The sequence below is a fragment of the Nonlabens sp. genome, from assembly GCF_039941875.1.
Lineage (GTDB): Bacteria > Bacteroidota > Bacteroidia > Flavobacteriales > Flavobacteriaceae > Nonlabens.
On sequence record NZ_JBDVDQ010000015.1, the window covers coordinates 105,778 to 121,410 of the forward strand.

The 15,633-nt window shown below is 36.2% G+C and carries 16 protein-coding genes and 1 pseudogene; 5 read left to right on the plus strand and 12 right to left on the minus strand.

Annotated elements, in window-relative coordinates; translation table 11 throughout:
- The first annotated feature begins 155 nt into the window (after positions 1 to 155).
- Together ABJF08_RS09780 and ABJF08_RS09785 are read left to right on the plus strand one after the other, a co-directional pair.
- On the plus strand, positions 156 to 524 hold the full coding sequence (locus ABJF08_RS09780) for a hypothetical protein (RefSeq protein WP_348115975.1): 369 nt from the start codon (positions 156 to 158) through the stop codon (positions 522 to 524).
- A gap of 323 nt (positions 525 to 847) precedes the next feature.
- Positions 848 to 1,639 carry a polysaccharide lyase family 7 protein gene (locus tag ABJF08_RS09785; RefSeq protein WP_348115976.1) on the plus strand — a complete coding sequence of 264 codons (792 nt, stop codon included), beginning with the start codon at positions 848 to 850 and terminating at the stop codon, positions 1,637 to 1,639.
- Positions 1,640 to 1,675: 36 nt separating this feature from the next.
- Here ABJF08_RS09785 and ABJF08_RS09790 read toward each other — a convergent pair whose 3' ends face one another.
- Positions 1,676 to 2,137, minus strand: a complete 462-nt coding sequence (locus ABJF08_RS09790; RefSeq protein ID WP_348115978.1) for a hypothetical protein — start codon at positions 2,135 to 2,137, stop codon at positions 1,676 to 1,678.
- Positions 2,137 to 5,265, minus strand: coding sequence for a glycosyl hydrolase (locus tag ABJF08_RS09795; protein WP_348115979.1), 3,129 nt, complete (start codon positions 5,263 to 5,265; stop codon positions 2,137 to 2,139). The genes ABJF08_RS09790 and ABJF08_RS09795 overlap by 1 nt, the downstream gene beginning before the upstream one ends.
- Before the next feature lie 167 nt (positions 5,266 to 5,432).
- Here ABJF08_RS09795 and ABJF08_RS09800 point away from each other — a divergent pair, with 167 nt between their 5' ends.
- Entirely contained in the window at positions 5,433 to 5,972 is a 540-nt protein-coding gene (locus ABJF08_RS09800) for a carboxymuconolactone decarboxylase family protein (RefSeq protein WP_104515726.1), read from the plus strand.
- Positions 5,973 to 6,160: 188 nt separating this feature from the next.
- Here the strand turns inward: ABJF08_RS09800 and ABJF08_RS09805 are convergent, their stop codons facing one another.
- Complete coding sequence (locus ABJF08_RS09805; protein WP_348115980.1) at positions 6,161 to 6,991, minus strand: AraC family transcriptional regulator; 831 nt, start codon at positions 6,989 to 6,991, stop codon at positions 6,161 to 6,163.
- A gap of 34 nt (positions 6,992 to 7,025) precedes the next feature.
- Positions 7,026 to 7,328, minus strand: a complete 303-nt coding sequence (locus ABJF08_RS09810; RefSeq protein WP_348115982.1) for a rhodanese-like domain-containing protein — start codon at positions 7,326 to 7,328, stop codon at positions 7,026 to 7,028.
- A gap of 124 nt (positions 7,329 to 7,452) precedes the next feature.
- On the opposite strand from ABJF08_RS09810, the gene ABJF08_RS09815 reads away from it, so the two are divergent.
- Positions 7,453 to 8,109, plus strand: a complete 657-nt coding sequence (locus ABJF08_RS09815) for a histidine kinase (RefSeq protein WP_348115983.1) — start codon at positions 7,453 to 7,455, stop codon at positions 8,107 to 8,109.
- Here the strand turns inward: ABJF08_RS09815 and ABJF08_RS09820 are convergent.
- Positions 8,106 to 9,758 carry an aromatic amino acid hydroxylase gene (locus ABJF08_RS09820; protein WP_348115984.1) on the minus strand — a complete coding sequence of 551 codons (1,653 nt, stop codon included), beginning with the start codon at positions 9,756 to 9,758 and terminating at the stop codon, positions 8,106 to 8,108. The two genes, ABJF08_RS09815 and ABJF08_RS09820, sit on opposite strands and share 4 nt — an antisense overlap.
- Before the next feature lie 107 nt (positions 9,759 to 9,865).
- On the opposite strand from ABJF08_RS09820, the gene ABJF08_RS09825 reads away from it, so the two are divergent.
- Positions 9,866 to 10,429 (plus strand): TetR/AcrR family transcriptional regulator, encoded by a 564-nt coding sequence (locus ABJF08_RS09825; RefSeq protein ID WP_348115985.1) that lies wholly within the window; start codon positions 9,866 to 9,868, stop codon positions 10,427 to 10,429.
- Here ABJF08_RS09825 and ABJF08_RS09830 read toward each other — a convergent pair.
- The 7 genes and pseudogenes from ABJF08_RS09830 to ABJF08_RS09860 all read right to left on the minus strand — a co-directional run.
- The gene (locus tag ABJF08_RS09830) at positions 10,419 to 11,534 is read right to left on the minus strand and encodes an alkene reductase (protein ID WP_348115986.1); all 1,116 of its coding nucleotides are present in this window, start codon (positions 11,532 to 11,534) and stop codon (positions 10,419 to 10,421) included. The two genes, ABJF08_RS09825 and ABJF08_RS09830, sit on opposite strands and share 11 nt — an antisense overlap.
- Before the next feature lie 154 nt (positions 11,535 to 11,688).
- Positions 11,689 to 12,309 (minus strand): bifunctional phosphoribosyl-AMP cyclohydrolase/phosphoribosyl-ATP diphosphatase HisIE, encoded by a 621-nt coding sequence (hisIE, locus tag ABJF08_RS09835; protein ID WP_348115987.1) that lies wholly within the window; start codon positions 12,307 to 12,309, stop codon positions 11,689 to 11,691.
- Positions 12,310 to 12,456: 147 nt separating this feature from the next.
- Complete coding sequence (gene hisF, locus ABJF08_RS09840; protein WP_348115988.1) at positions 12,457 to 13,242, minus strand: imidazole glycerol phosphate synthase subunit HisF; 786 nt, start codon at positions 13,240 to 13,242, stop codon at positions 12,457 to 12,459.
- A 140-nt stretch (positions 13,243 to 13,382) separates the two neighbouring features.
- Positions 13,383 to 13,901 (minus strand): GNAT family protein, encoded by a 519-nt coding sequence (locus ABJF08_RS09845; RefSeq protein WP_348115989.1) that lies wholly within the window; start codon positions 13,899 to 13,901, stop codon positions 13,383 to 13,385.
- A gap of 7 nt (positions 13,902 to 13,908) precedes the next feature.
- Positions 13,909 to 14,622, minus strand: a complete 714-nt coding sequence (hisA, locus tag ABJF08_RS09850) for a 1-(5-phosphoribosyl)-5-[(5-phosphoribosylamino)methylideneamino]imidazole-4-carboxamide isomerase (RefSeq protein WP_348115990.1) — start codon at positions 14,620 to 14,622, stop codon at positions 13,909 to 13,911.
- 1 nt (position 14,623) lies between these two features.
- A complete protein-coding gene (gene hisH / locus ABJF08_RS09855; RefSeq protein WP_348115991.1) occupies positions 14,624 to 15,223 on the minus strand; it encodes an imidazole glycerol phosphate synthase subunit HisH in 600 nt (199 codons plus the stop codon).
- Positions 15,220 to 15,633: pseudogene (locus tag ABJF08_RS09860) on the minus strand (bifunctional histidinol-phosphatase/imidazoleglycerol-phosphate dehydratase); the annotation flags it as partial. The gene hisH and the pseudogene ABJF08_RS09860, both read right to left, overlap by 4 nt.

Genomic DNA, 15,633 nt, shown 5'->3' on the forward strand with positions numbered 1-15,633 from the left:
CCGTTTTCATTAATTTCTCTATTTAAAGCCACTAAAACAGAGGGATTCTCATTTTTAGACAATTGTTTGTGGTAATTCCGCTTTCGCGAAAGCGGAATCTAAAACACATAGCTATAAATAATAAAAAGCCTATCTTTAAGAACCAACTTAGCTTTATGAAATCAATAAAACATTATGATATAGGATATGCAGACATATTCATTTTTAAACTTTATTTAATTGTACAAGTGAAAGAAGGATATACTGTTGAGGTAGATGATATCGATATCTTTCATGCGTTGATTGAAAAACATTTCAGCGATACAAATTTTATTTATATCTCTAACAGAGTGAATTCTTATTCTGTAAATCCATTAATTTATCCAAAGGTAGCGGCTGTCGAGAATTTAATAGGTCTTGCAGTGGTTGCAGATAATGGAATCAAGATTAAAACAGCAATCTTTGAAAAAAACTTTTTATCAAAGCCTTTTATCATATGTTCTACTATAGATGAGGCTATTATTTGGGCTTCACAACAATTTTAGATTTCTATAATAGCGGATCTAGTAATGAACGACACTGAAAAATTTTCTAACTCAACTAAAATGATAAATCATTTAAGATAAAGTTTATTGCACTCTTTAATAATTGAGAACTTTCTGTTTAGTAATTAATAACACTTAGATTAATTTCAAAAACCTAGCGTTAAACAAACTGGTGTTTTAGATTTGATTTAATTAAAAGTTATTTTAAAGATTTTTTGTCAAATAAGAGGGGTGTTCATATTTCATTGCCCAATTTTTAAAATAAACAGTTAAAATATATCGATTGTAAATTTTTGTGTTCTACATTTAAAAAAAATAAAACGATGTTCAAGAGTCTTACTTTTTATGCGTTGCTTATAGCGACTGTTGGGATTTTTTCATGTTCTTCAGAATCAGATGAACAAGCTAATACTATACAACTAGTGCCTGATGATGATGCTACAAATGGTAATGGAACAGGTGATGACGCAACAGAAACCGATAGCATACCAGGTGATAATTTTGCATTAGCTACTCTTCAAATAGAAACCAGTTGGAACACGGCAGATAGATCTACCGTTTCTGAAGACGCAACCACTCATGGCCCTACAGAATATTACTTTTTAGATGATCAAGAAATGGTTTTAATAAGTAAAGAACCAGATGGTAAACGTACAGAACTTAAAGAAACTCCAGGTCAAGAGCGTTCTCTAGACGTGGTTAAATCACTTTCTTACACAGCTACTATATTTAATATACCAGAAAACGGTGTGACTATCGCACAAGTACATAATAGAAGTAATGGTGTATTAAGACCACTAGTAAGAGTGTATATCGATGATGATCGCCGAGTAAAATTTAAACTAACTGACGACCCAGATAGCGATACTCAATACACTACCATCAATGGACCTTTATATCAAGAAGGAGAGACCATACAAGTAGCTATGAATACCTCAAATGGGACAGCGTCATTCACAGCAACTACACCTGCAGGTACATTTTCAGAAACTTTTACACCTTCTAACAATTGGACACCATATAGTAATGGATACTATTTTAAAGCAGGTGTTTACACAGAAGGAAATGATACTCGTGCCCAAATACGTTTTTCTGAATTTGAATTAATTAAATAAATTCAAACTACAGAACTATAACAATAGTGTTATTTATTAAAGCCCAAGAAGTGAGTAGTCAAAATCACTGACGGGCTTTTTTGCTTTTTTAAGCATCCATAAACCTTCGGCAGGAGGTATTTCTAGATCTAGATCTCCGTCCATTTCATTTTGCATAAACCATATCCCATTCATGGCTTTCTTTTTATAATCAAAAGAGCCATTATAAACGATTTCAAAATTGTGTTCTATCTCTTCTGTACTGAAACCGTCCTCTAGAATAACATCATTGCTAGTATAAGTGACCGTTATAGAAATTAGATTTTGTTCCCAGAAACCAGTAAAATTTACGGTTCTGCCGGTTGAAAACGGTCCTTTTTCTTCTGTATGGTGACCAGTTATGATACCGTCTTTAAATTCCATTTCAGTAAATAGCCTGACTCTTTCTCCAAAGAAAGGAAGATCAAATCCTAATCCATAGATAAAATAACCCTCCCAATAACCGCTTAATTCCTCCATTATTTTTCCTCTTTCTCAATCACGAGATACTCTAAATTCAAGGCATTAAATTGCTCGTTGAATTTTTTAATATCAGACTGTAAAACCTGATCAAAAATAGCAAGTTGCTTTTCTATTTCAGCAGTTAATTCATCTTTAACTTCTATACTTTGTGAAGTAGGGGCAAAGTCACCTATTTGTGCCAGACTGTTTAAATGAGCTAGTTTATTAGTTAATCTAATAGGGAAATTTAAAGGATCCTGACCACTGCGGTTTTTAGTTTGATAAAGTGCTTTTTCTACCTCGCTAAATTTCTTTTTCATCTCCTTAGACATCGCAATCATATCTTTAACACCTTGTTCTTCTCTATCTCCATACAACGTTTCAAAAGCACTTAGTTTCTTATTAAATGCACGTATGTTTTTAATCGATTTATGAGCCTTGTCTACAGTAGCATTTACTTCATTTACATAATTAAATTGTGTCAGCATGTCTTCATCGCTAGCCTCCCTATTAGGAGCAGATATAATTGTAATAGGTTGCGATTCCTTTTTCCCATTTACTGATAATTCAACTTTGTACGATCCAGGTACAGCTTTAGGTCCTGACATATTTGCCCACCATAAAATCATTCCTGGTAGCTTTTCTGCACCATCATAAACAGTATTCCAGTTAAAAGAGTTGGCTCCTTCTTTTACTTTTAATTTGTTCTTTTTATCATAGGTAGCATAAGTTTTAATCAACTCGTTTTTGGAGTCATAAAAAGAAAGTGATACACTATCTTTTTCTTTCAACGTCGGAATATAAAAATGTACTTGTACTCCTGCAGGATGATTTGCTCCTGTGGTAAGTGAACCTGCACGACCATTTCCTGCCATGCGATAAGATGTTTTAGGTTTAAAAAGTTTGTTTTCGTCTTGCTTTCGCGAAAGCGAACTAGAAAAAGCTTCTCTCACTAATCCTAAATCATCATGTATCCATAAACTTCTACCTTGTGTCGCGATAATTAGATTGTTATCCTTTACAGCTAGATCTGTAACTGGTACGATAGGTAAATTCATCTGGAATGATTTCCATGATTTTCCATCGTCGGTAGAAATATATAAACCAGTTTCTGTTCCTGCATACAGCATTCCTTGTACTTGATCATCTTCTCTTACTACTCTAGAAAAATGCTCTGATGGAATGCCATCTGTTATTTTTTTCCATGATTTACCATAATCTGTAGTTCTATATAAGTAAGGTGTAAAATCGCCTAATTTATAACGTGTAGCAGCTACATAACAAGTAGCCGCATCATAACGGCTAGGTTCTATACTGTTAATTTGTGCCCATTCTGGTAATCCCTTAGGTGTAATGTTACTCCAGTTTTTACCGCCATCTTTAGAAAGATGAATGAGCCCATCGTCGCTACCTATCCATAATTCGCCAGCTTTCAATGGAGATTCTGCTGCGGCAAAAATCGTACAGTAATACTCAACACTTGTGTTATCTTGAGTAATCGGTCCACCACTAGAAACTAGTTTTGTTGGATCGTTTCTAGTTAGATCAGGTGAGATAGTTTCCCAACTCTGACCTTCATTAGTAGTGACGTGTACATTGTTAGAAAAAGCATAGAGTTTATTAGGCTCGTGTTGCGAGAACAGAATAGGGAAATTCCACTGAAAGCGGTATTTCATTCCTTCGGCACCATGTCCCATAGGGTTATCTGGCCATACATTAATTGCTCGTTGTGATTTAGTCTTGTGATTATAACGAGTTAAATAACCGCCATAACTACCACCATAAACGATGTCATTATTTTTAGGATCTACAGCAATGTGCGCACTCTCGCCACCTGCAGTTCCTTCCCAATCGGTATCTGTAATACTACGTCCAGTGGTACGATGAGGTATTCTTATCGTCCCATTATCCTGTTGTGCTACATAGATTCTATAAGGGAAAGAGTTATCTGTAGTTACACGATAGTATTGTGCTGTAGGCTGATTGTGATACGTACTCCATGTCTCGCCACCATCATAAGTGATTTGTGCGCCACCGTCATCTCCCATAATCATGCGGTCAGAATCTTCTGGTGCAATCCATAAATCGTGATGATCACCATGAGGTGCTCTCGCACTAGAAAAGTTTTTACCACCATCGGTACTTTTATGATAGTTGACATTAACGACATAAACTTTATCGACATCTTTTGTGTCTGCATAAATACGCGTATAATACCACGCACGTTGTCTTAAACTGCGATCACTGTTGGTCTTTTTCCAAGTTAAACCTGCATCATCACTACGGTACAATCCACCTTGATCTTTATTTTCTACGATGGCATATAATCTGTCAGAATCTACAGGTGAGACGGTGATTCCCATAATTCCTAGAGTTCCTTTGGCAAAACCTTCATTTTTTGAAACCTCTTTCCATGTCTCTCCATAATCGGTACTTTTCCATATGGCACTACCATCGCCACCACTAGATAGACTGTATGGTGTACGCTGCAACCTCCAGGTGCTGGCATACAACACACGCGGATTACTAGGGTCTATGATTAAATCTACCGCACCGGCTAGATCATTAGTAAATAATTTTTTACTCCATGTTTTTCCACCATCAGTACTTTTATAAACACCACGATCTGTAGTAGGCTTATAGATATTACCTAACACTGCGGCATAAACGGTATTATGATCGTTAGGGTCGATTACTATTCTAGGTACGTGACGACTTTTAGGTAATCCAGCCTCAGTCCATGTTTTACCAGCGTCTTCTGTTTTCCATATTCCATAGCCGCTAGATACATTACCACGCACCGTTTTCTCGCCACCACCTACATATATTACGTTATGATCGCTAGGCGCAACAGTTACGGCACCTATAGAACCACCAAAAAATCCATCAGAGATATTGCTCCAGGTACGTCCACCATCTACGGTTTTCCATACACCACCACCGGTACTACCGAAATAGAATAAATTAGGTTTTCCAGGTACTCCAGTTACCGCGGCACTACGTCCACCACGGAAAGGTCCTAAGAGTCTAAACTCTTGTGATTCATAATACTTTTGTTCTTCTGGTGGTTCTGGTAATTGTTGTGATTCTGCTTTCGCGAAAGCGAGAACAATAAATGCAAATAGGATATAGTACAACTTATTCATGGTAGGAAAATTTCCTATAAAGATACTACACCATTTGTAATTTATCGTATCGGGAATAATAGAATAGTACTCGGGAAATGGACACATTTTTAAAGGCTACTTACTGTCGCATCTTTGTAGTGTCCTAAGGGATAAGAAAATAACAATAATTAAAATTATATAATATCATGGCAACATTTAATGTACCACAAAGAAGCGAAGTAAACGAAGTGAATCAAGGAATCTTTGATAATCTAGAAAAGCAATTAGGTTTTGTTCCTAATTTATATGCAACCTACGCATTATCAAATAATGCATTAAATAATTACCTTTCTTTATCTGGAGCAAAAACTTCTTTAAATAATAAAGAAAAAGAAGTAGTAAATCTAGCAGTAAGTGAAGTAAATGGCTGTGATTACTGTCTTGCAGCACATACGGCTATTGCACAAATGAATGGTTTTACTCAAGAACAAACTCTAGAATTAAGAGCTGGTAAAGCATCTTTCCAGACTAGTTATAATGCTCTTGCAGGTCTAGCAAAAAACATAACAGAGAATAGAGGTAGAGCAGATAAAGCTGTGGTAGATTCTTTTCTAGCGGCAGGTTATACTCAAGAAAATCTAGTAGATACTATAGTTTTAGTAGGTGATAAAACCATCTCAAACTATTTACACAATACAACTCAAGTACCTGTTGATTTCCCAGCGGTACAGCCATTAGATGCTTAATAGCATTTAGGTAAGAGTTAAAATTTTCATAGTTGGTTAGTTGAAACAGGTCTGTCTCTTAGGAGTGCAGGCCTGTTTTGTTATGTCTAAGGTTAAAAAGAATAGTAACAAATAAAAGTGAGTTACCATCTAGTTTTTATAGGATAGTAACTCACTTTTATACATATTTAAAAAATGTTTTTTTAAACTTATTGCTTTCTGAAGGAAAGTGGAGAGGTACCCACTTGCTTTTTAAAGAATTTAGAAAAATGACTAGGCTCATTATAACCCAGCTCATAAGCTATCTCTTCGGCGCTTTTGTCAGAGTAGAGTAGAAGTCTTTTTGCCTCTGCAGTGATGCGCTCGTTGATAATCTTAAGTGGTGATTTTACATCATGCTTTTTAAAAAAGTTAGAAAGCGTTTTAGGAGATTTAAAAAGTAAGTCTGCATAGTCTGCAACCTGGTGTTTTTCTTTAAAATGCTGTTCTACGAGTATATTAAATCGTCTGACTAGATCAACTTGTTTTACCGTTAAATCGGGCTGGTAACTTTCTTGCTTAATCAGCCTGGTAGAGGTGATCAACATTCTTTTTAATAAAGTACGTAGCATCTCACCTTGAATATGATCTTTAGTGTCAAATTCTTCCTGAAATAAAACCAGCATCGCATTAAAACTAGCTTGTTCTTTTACAGTTAAGTCTATGATAGGTGCAGTAGAAGAACCGAAAAACAACATTCCCATACAAGATACCTCAGAATCATTATGCTGTATACAATAGAACTCACGATTAAATACAAACGCTATTAATCCATAATTATCCTTTGGAATCTCTACTATGTTCACAGGGGTGCAAAAAAGTACTTGATTCTTTTTAAGTACGACTTCATATCCATCTACAATAAGGCGTTCTTCACCTTCTGTGCACCAGACTATTTTATATAACCCCTTTTCTTTAAGTAGCTGTAATGATGGTCCACATTGAAAACTTGTTACAGTAAACCTTCCTTCGTCTTTGATGTTATGGTAATCTAATTTCATAGATTAAAAATAGGAAGAATATATAACTAAAGTATCACGACTTCAAATATTTTCTCATAGAACCTATACCACCGGCATTTACAACTTTATAACCTTTGGCTTTTAATTTTCCAGCAGCGATATTACTTCTTCCACCCATGGCACAATACACAATTAATGGCTTTTCTTTATCTAGACCATCCATTTGTTGATCAATCACTTGAACAGGTATGTTTTTAGACCCTTCTATATGACTGCCATTAAATTCTGATGCAGTACGTACATCTAGTAATTGTGCACCTTCATTGAGGTATTTCTGTATAGTTTCCTTCTTCTTATTTTTAAATAGACCGAACATATTTTTCTTTATTGAGACGTTTGTTTTTAGTTTACTTACCTGCAAAGTAGTAAAATGTTATTATAATTTCGCTTTCGCGAAAGCGGAACCACAACATATCACTTTTAATACCTACATTAGGATCATGGGAGCAATTATTGGGTACATTTTTATCGGTTTACTTGTAGGACTAGTAGTTATACAATTTTTAAAAGAGTTGGATAGAAAAGAAACACGAGCTAAAAAGTTGGTAGGAGCAAAGGGTCTGTATAAATTTGAAATACAGCGCAATGCTATTTTACAAGAACTAGAACAAAAATCTCCGGAAAAAACAGCCGTTAAAACAAAGGCAGTTTACTTGATCTATAAATTTGCAGCCAGTAAAAATAAATTTACTTTAAAAGATATAGAGCATACAACTCAACAACTTCAAAATCTGTATCACCAGAACGTAGAAGGTCCATCGGTCTATAAAATTAATTTTCCAGAAAAGGAATTACTCAATTTTGAACCCAAAGAGATCTTGTCTTTATTAATTATTATTAATGAAGGGTTGCACAACGCTGCTCTTTATTCTCAAGCCAACTATATTTTTAATATCGCATCTATAGAAGACGATTCTTTACATATAATTACTCATGATAACGGACTGGGTTATGATCGTAAAGCTGTCGCAAATGGTGATGGTATTCAACAAATAACGACAGCTATAAATGAGTTAAAAGGTGATTTAAAACTGACCAGTACACAAGGTAATGGAACCGTTGCAAATGCCATTATACCATTAACCAATTTTAGTTAACCTATCAATTCTTCAATCTCCTCAATAAGCAACCACTGCTCAGGATAATCATTTTCTACTTGAGTTTTTAATTTCTCGAGTAACGGTTTATTGATTTTATCTTCTTCTCTATAATTGCGTACCTTCTCGTATAAACCTTGAATAGTAATCTCTCTTTTTGAGAAAACTGGCTTTATAGTTTTAGTATCACTCTCATGAAAAACAAGGTCAAAACTGTAATAATCTGCAGGGCCAGCATAGGCGCTAACTATTTCTTTTCCTACGGCTAGGTTAAGCATGCCGTCTTCTGGAGTAAATAAAACCTCGTCCTTGTAAGTTACGGTACAGTCGGTAAACTGAATGAGCATTAATTTACCATTTAAATTACGCTGTCCAGTAACGTTTAAACCTTCTACTTTAATTCCACTTTCATAAGTGAACTCAATACGCTCGTTATCATAAAAATTATAAGCTTGTAAATCACGAGGTCCCATATCTTCTATAGCTAGATTGATTCCCTTAAGTTTCCCTAGCGGGCTCAAAAAACCGTTTTTATGTGTACTGCGTCCATGACCTATAAGCTCTTTTTCTCTATAAGCAAGAGCACTTTCTCCAGTCGTTTCAAAGAAAATCACCTCGTTGTCATCATTAGTAATAATGCGTGTGAAATGACCACTTATTTGCAATCCAGTACTTAACTCAATTGTCCCAAGTGATTTTGAATTAATTAATTTTTGCAAACCACGATGTCCGCCTTTACGCACAGCCATGGTATTTGCAAATTCTTCTAATACCTCGCTCAATGTCGCAAAATTAGGTGTTACATATAGATGAGGTTGCTTGCGTGTGATATCAAAATCTTGATAAGCCGCATCAATAGTGTACAATCTTTTTTCTACCGCAGGTTCTAGGCAGCTTTTACTTTCTCCTAGACTGGATAATAATCCGGCGCCATAAAGCTTAGGATTATCTAGCGTACCTACCAGACCGTATTCTACCGTCCACCAGTGTAAATTTCTAATTAAAGACATTTCACTAGGTTCTACATCTTTGTTTTGAAGACGCTCAATATTAGCCTCGGCAGCTGCGATTTCTTTATCCAGCTCTGGGTTTTCTGTCTCGCTACGAGTTTCTTTAAGAATGGAAATCTTGCGCACTGCCTCATACATCTCATGATCGTGTGCGCTAGAAATAGCTTTGCTACCTATCTCGCCAAAACGTCTTAAATATTCTGCATAATCTGGACTAGCAATAATAGGAGCGTGCCCAGCAGCCTCATGAATAATATCTGGTGCAGGAGTGTATTCTATGTTGTCCAGTTTTCTAATATCAGCAGCAATGACTAATATTTTATAAGCCTGAAACTCCATAAAAGCCGCCGGTGGTATAAAACCATCTACAGCAACTGCTGCCCAACCTATTTCTTTAAGAATGCGATTCATACCATACATAGACGGTATATTATCTATAGAAATACCTGTTTTCTTGAGACCAGCAATGTAAGACCCATGAGCCACCTGACTTAAGAACTCTACATTTTTGCTCATCACATGACGCCACACAGCCTGATCTTGATACGTATAAAGGTCATAATTTTGAGGCTTTATAAACTGTTTCAGATGCGGTGGTAATCTTTCAAGAAGCGGATTAATTTCTATATTCTCTAACATTGTTGTAGGGTAAAGTTCAAAGCTAGTCTAAAACTAATTATTCTAATTATCGGGAATAGACTTTTAATCAATTTTATGATAGTCATGTTCTATTATATTTGCAACTTATGTCTCGCAAAAAACAAATTCTCAAAACAGCTGCCCAACTTTTTAAAGAACGTGGTTATAGCGCTGTCACTATGCGCGATCTCGCTGCTGCTATGGATATGAAAGCGGCTAGTCTGTACAACCATATTTCTGGGAAACAAGAGATTCTTGCCACACTCATTCTAGAAGTTGCTCATGAATTTACATCTGGTATGGATACGGTAGAGATGGATGATAAGTCCGCTTTCGCGAAAGCGGAACAGCTCATACTACTACACATAAAAATAGCACTAGAATATACAGATGCACTGGCAGTATTAAATACCGACTGGATGCACCTAGAAGGAGCGCCGTATCAGGAATATATCAAGTTGCGTAAAGACTATGAACTAGACTTTAAAAATATTTTAGAGAGTGGTATAGAAGCTGGTGAGTTTAAATCTCTGAATGTGGAAACCATGCTTTTTAATCTGCTAAGCACGTTAAGATCCATATACCTATGGATACCAAAAAAGTCGACTACCGAAGTAGCCGACCTTAAAAAAGAGTTGCCTCAAATATTATTGACAGGAATTAGTTCTTAGCTTTTTCTTCTTCTAGAGTAGGGTAGTCTGTATAACCTTCACGACCTTGTGTATAAAAGGTTTCCATATTCCAGTCTGCAGTGTCAGCCTTTAATTCAAAACGATGTGCAAGATCTGGATTTGAGATAAATAGCTTTCCATAAGCTACTAGATCTGCATGACCTTCTTCGATTACCTTATTACCAGATTCACGATCAAATTGATTATTGATCATTAAGTTACCATTGTAAATAGGACGGTAATGTTTTGCAATATCACTCACTAGAAAATCGATCTTACTTACATCTGTAAATGGCTCTGAAAGGTGTAAATAAGCCAGGTCGTATTCATTTAATCTATTGATTAAATAATCAAAAAACGGAATAGTATCTGGTGTTCCATCGATTCCAAAAACTCCATTTAACGATGGATTAAGTCTACATCCTATTCTATTATCTGGGAATGATTCTTTTACCGCATCTAGAACTTCAAAGAAAAAACGAGCTTTATTCTCATTACTACCTCCATACTCGTCAGTACGTAAGTTAGATTTATTATTGAAAAACTGATGGATTAGATAACCATTAGAACTATGGATTTCTACACCATCAAAACCTGCTTTTTTAGCATTTGCAGCAGCGTTTCCATAATCTTTTACTGTCTGCTCTATTTCTTCTACCGTCATGGCATGTGGCGTTACAGTCATCTTCTTTTCACCAGTTGGGTTTCTGTGTTCCACCTCTGGATTTACGGCGCTAGGAGCCCATGGTAATTGTCCATCATTAAAATCTGGTAAAGAAATACGTCCTACGTGCCATAATTGTAAAACTATTTTACCACCTTCTCTATGTACACTATCTACGACTTTTTTCCATCCTTCTACTTGTGCATCATTATAGATTCCAGCGACATAAGCATATCCACTTGCTTTTTTTGATATTTCACTAGCCTCTGTTATAATAAGTCCAGCACCAGCACGTTGCGTATAATAATCTATGTGTTTTTGATCTGGCGATTTAGTTTCATTAGTTGCTCTAGATCTAGTTAGAGGCGCCATTACAATTCTGTTTTTTAATTCAATTGCTCCTAGGCTTATCGGTTTTAAAAGGGCTTGTGTCGTGCTCATATCAGTTTTTAAGTAAAAATATTGTATGTACAAGTAAATACGGTTAAGAGCGCGTTAATTAGATTTTTTTTAAAATTTTAGATTATTAAAAAAGCGGTTGTATTATCAAATTTGATACAACCGCTTTTGTTATCTATAAATAAATTTCACTCTATTATTTATGCCTTTTAGCAAGTTCTTTCTCAATATCAGCTAGAGATAGTCCTTTTGCTTTCAATAAAACTAGATAGTGATACATAAGATCACCGGCCTCATAAATAAAGTCTTCTTCCTTCCCATTGATAGCATCGATAACAGTTTCTACAGCTTCTTCACCTACTTTTTGAGCTACTTTATTAATCCCTTTTTGGATTAAAGAATAGGTGTAAGAACCTTCTACTTTATCATCGATACGTTGGTGGATGGTCTTTTCAAGATCGTTTATAGTAAAGTTGTTTTCTGTTTCGCTTTCGCGAAAGCGAGATTCATCACCATTATCAAAGCAACTTACCGTACCAGTATGACAAGTAGGACCATGCGCATTTGCTTTTATAAGAATGGTATCCTGATCACAATCGATCTTTAAATCTACGACATCTAGAAAATTGTTAGAAGACTCACCTTTGGTCCAAAGTCGTTGTTTACTGCGTGAGTAAAAAGTCACTCTGTTATCTGCTCTAGTTTTTTCAAAAGCCTCTTCATTCATATAACCTAGCATTAATATTTCTTTGCTAGTAGCGTCTTGTACAATTACAGGCAGTAATCCGTTTTCTCCTTTATTCCAGTCAAGTCTCATATTTGTTCCTACGAAAGTGGGAATCTCTTCGATTCGACACTTTCGATTTTATTTGCGCAGGTAGAAATCTTTAGTTTCTCACCGCAATGTTTTTATTTTGTTAATCCTTCGCAGGACGGTTTTGCCTTGCTCTATTGCAATCTAGTTTTAATTTCTCACCGCAACTCCAGCCACAGTCAGTTGTTTTTTCAACTCAGGTACTGGTAATTCTCCAAAGTGAAATATACTTGCCGCAAGTCCAGCACTTGCTTCTGTGTCTTTAAACAAGTCTGCAAAATGATTACTTGTTCCACCACCACCAGATGCAATAATAGGAATACTCAATTTTCTAGAAATAGTATCCGTAAGTTCTAGTGCAAAACCATTTTTTGTTCCATCATGATCCATGCTGGTAAGCAAGATTTCTCCAGCACCTAATCGTTCAATCTCTTGACACCAAGAAATAGTTTCTAATTCGGTCTCTACACGTCCACCAGCTACAAATACTTTATTCCTCACTTGATGCGGAATCTCTTGGTCGTTTATCTCAATTTCTTTAGTATCCACCGCAACTACAACACACTGACTACCTAGCTCTGCAGCAAGTTCATTAATTAGTTCTGGTCTTTTTACGGCAGCACTATTGATAGCTATCTTATCAGCACCAGCTTTGATAATTTCCTTGGCAAGAGCTACGTCGTTAATTCCGCCACCTACGGTAAATGGAATATTTAACACAGCGGCTATTTCTCGAACTAACGGTACTAAAGTGTCACGTTTCTCTATAGTTGCGGTAATGTCTAGAAAACACAATTCATCAGCTCCTTGAGCAGCATATTGCTTTGCTAGTTCTACAGGATCACCAGCATCTCGCAAACCAACAAAGTTGATTCCTTTTACGGTACGTCCATCCTTGATATCTAGGCAAGGTATTATTCTTTTTTTTAAGCTCATATTTTCTCGCGAAGTTGGGAAACTCTGTGATTCCGACACCTTCGACTGATTTATTTGTCATTCCGCTGCATAGCGGAATCGATTTGTATTTACTTCAATAGCCAGTTCATCATCCAGCCAGATTCCTGTTTTTACAGAAATTATTTATTCCATTCTTCTTCCAAAATCCCAAACTCATAATTATCACTCCATCCAGATTTTAAGGGCAAGTTCTTTCTTTGAATTCCTTCGATAATAAATCCGCATTTTTCAAGGACTTTCTTTGAAGCATGATTTTCAACTGCACATCCCGCTTCAACTCTATGAAGTTGGTGCTCTTCAAAACAAGACTTCAATAATCGAGTTATCGTTTCTGTCGCATAGCCTTGATTCCAAAACTTAGGATTAAACTTCATCCATAACTCTGCTTTTTTATACTTAAGCTGACCGAATAAAATGCCTGCGATGCCGATAAATTCACCACTAGTTGTTAAACGAATAGAATAGGTAAGTTTGCTGATATCTTCTTTTTGATGCTCCTTGATTTTTACATCTAGTAAATCTTTAGTTACTTGAATACTATCAGGTATTCCCATAGTATTGAATTGATCTACCTCTGGTATCAAATTCAATTCATGCAATTCGTTTAAATCGCTGGCCTCTAAAAGCTGATATGTCAATCGGTGACTATACAAATTCTCTCAATTCCTTAAATGTAATTCTACCTTCATAGAATGCTTTTCCTACTATGGCTCCTTCACAATTCATTTCGCGCAAGCGATATAAATCTTCTACAACAGCAACACCACCGCTAGCTATTAGTTTAACTGGTGCAGTATTAAGGATTTCCTTATACAACTCATTACTAGTTCCAGCAAGCATACCGTCTTTTGCAATATCGGTACAAATTACATACTCGATTCCTTTTTTATTCCACTCTTTGATAAATTCTACCACTTCTAGCTCGCTGCTTTCTAACCAGCCGTGAGTAGCGATCATTCCATCCTTAGCATCTGCACCTAGAATAATTTTATTAGTTCCGTATCTAGAGATCCAACCTTCAAAAATTGCAGCGTCTTTTACCGCGATACTACCGCCTGTAACTTGTTTTGCACCACTTTCAAAAACAACCTTTATGTCTTCGTCAGTTTTCACACCACCGCCAAAATCAACCTGCAAACCAGTCTGTCCAGCGATGCGCTCGAGCACTTTCCAGTTCACGACGTGACTACTTTTTGCTCCATCTAAATCAACCAAATGCAAGTGTTTTATTCCATTTGCTTCAAACTCTTTGGCTACTTCTAATGGGTCTTCATTATAAACCGTTTTCTGGTTATAATCGCCTTGTGATAGACGTACACATTTTCCGTCTATAATATCTATTGCTGGTATAATACGCATACTATAATTCTATAAAGTTTTTTAATATCTCCTCACCAACACCTGCACTTTTCTCAGGATGAAATTGTGTTGCATAAAAATTATCTTTTTGTAACACACTACTGAAAGGTAAAATATAATCACAAGCCGCCACTGTGTTTTCACAAACTTCAGCATAGTACGAGTGTACATAATATACATCTGATTCAGGCAGCAAATTAGTTAAGAGTAACTCTGAATTTTGCATTTCAGATTCATAACTCAAACTATTCCATCCCATGTGAGGCACTTTCATGCTTTCAGTAGCTGGGAATTTCTTTACCGTAGTATCAAAAATCCCCAGGCATTCTGTATCACCTTCTTCACTATGGCTGCACATTAGTTGCATTCCTAAACAAATTCCTAGAACAGGCTGTTTCAATTCTTTTATGACTTGATCTAGTCCACGTTCACGCAAATAGTTCATCGCGGTACCAGCTTCTCCTACACCAGGGAAAATAACTTTGTCTGCTGCCTTTAACTCTTCAGGATCGTCAGTAACTTTATTTTCTATTCCTAGTCTGTTGAGCGCGTTAGTGACGCTTCCTATATTACCTGCGTTATATTTTACAATGGCAATCATAAGGTTCCTTTTGTACTCGGTAATTTACCATCACCAGTTTGTTTTACCGCCATTTTTATCGCCTTGGCAAATGCCTTGAAAAGCGACTCTATTTTGTGGTGTTCGTTATCGCCTTCTACTTTCATGTTCAGGTTGCATTTTGCAGCATCGCTGAATGATTTGAAGAAGTGAAAGAACAATTCTGTAGGCATATCACCCACATATTCACGTTTAAATTCTGCTTCCCAAACGATCCATGGTCTACCACCGAAGTCTATTCCTACTTGTGCAAGCGAGTCGTCCATAGGTAGCAAGAAGCCATATCTATTGATTCCTTTTTTTGAGGATAACGCTTTCGCGAAAGCGTCACCCAAAGCAATCGCCGTGTCTTCAATAGTGTGATGTTCATCTATTTCAAGATCGCCATTTAC

Bases quoted from the DNA above. Each gene is read 5' to 3' on its own strand.
- ABJF08_RS09805 (WP_348115980.1), bottom strand. From the start codon at position 6,991: ATGAAATTAGATTACCATAACATCAAAGACGAAGGAAGGTTTACTGTA.
- hisA (WP_348115990.1), bottom strand. From the start codon at position 14,622: ATGCGTATTATACCAGCAATAGATATTATAGACGGAAAATGTGTACGT.
- ABJF08_RS09830 (WP_348115986.1), bottom strand. From the start codon at position 11,534: ATGAGCACGACACAAGCCCTTTTAAAACCGATAAGCCTAGGAGCAATT.
- hisH (WP_348115991.1), bottom strand. From the start codon at position 15,223: ATGATTGCCATTGTAAAATATAACGCAGGTAATATAGGAAGCGTCACT.
- ABJF08_RS09785 (WP_348115976.1), top strand. From the start codon at position 848: ATGTTCAAGAGTCTTACTTTTTATGCGTTGCTTATAGCGACTGTTGGG.
- ABJF08_RS09825 (WP_348115985.1), top strand. From the start codon at position 9,866: ATGTCTCGCAAAAAACAAATTCTCAAAACAGCTGCCCAACTTTTTAAA.
- ABJF08_RS09820 (WP_348115984.1), bottom strand. From the start codon at position 9,758: ATGTTAGAGAATATAGAAATTAATCCGCTTCTTGAAAGATTACCACCG.
- ABJF08_RS09810 (WP_348115982.1), bottom strand. From the start codon at position 7,328: ATGTTCGGTCTATTTAAAAATAAGAAGAAGGAAACTATACAGAAATAC.
- ABJF08_RS09780 (WP_348115975.1), top strand. From the start codon at position 156: ATGAAATCAATAAAACATTATGATATAGGATATGCAGACATATTCATT.
- hisIE (WP_348115987.1), bottom strand. From the start codon at position 12,309: ATGAGACTTGACTGGAATAAAGGAGAAAACGGATTACTGCCTGTAATT.
- ABJF08_RS09815 (WP_348115983.1), top strand. From the start codon at position 7,453: ATGGGAGCAATTATTGGGTACATTTTTATCGGTTTACTTGTAGGACTA.
- hisF (WP_348115988.1), bottom strand. From the start codon at position 13,242: ATGAGCTTAAAAAAAAGAATAATACCTTGCCTAGATATCAAGGATGGA.
- ABJF08_RS09795 (WP_348115979.1), bottom strand. From the start codon at position 5,265: ATGAATAAGTTGTACTATATCCTATTTGCATTTATTGTTCTCGCTTTC.
- ABJF08_RS09800 (WP_104515726.1), top strand. From the start codon at position 5,433: ATGGCAACATTTAATGTACCACAAAGAAGCGAAGTAAACGAAGTGAAT.
- ABJF08_RS09790 (WP_348115978.1), bottom strand. From the start codon at position 2,137: ATGGAGGAATTAAGCGGTTATTGGGAGGGTTATTTTATCTATGGATTA.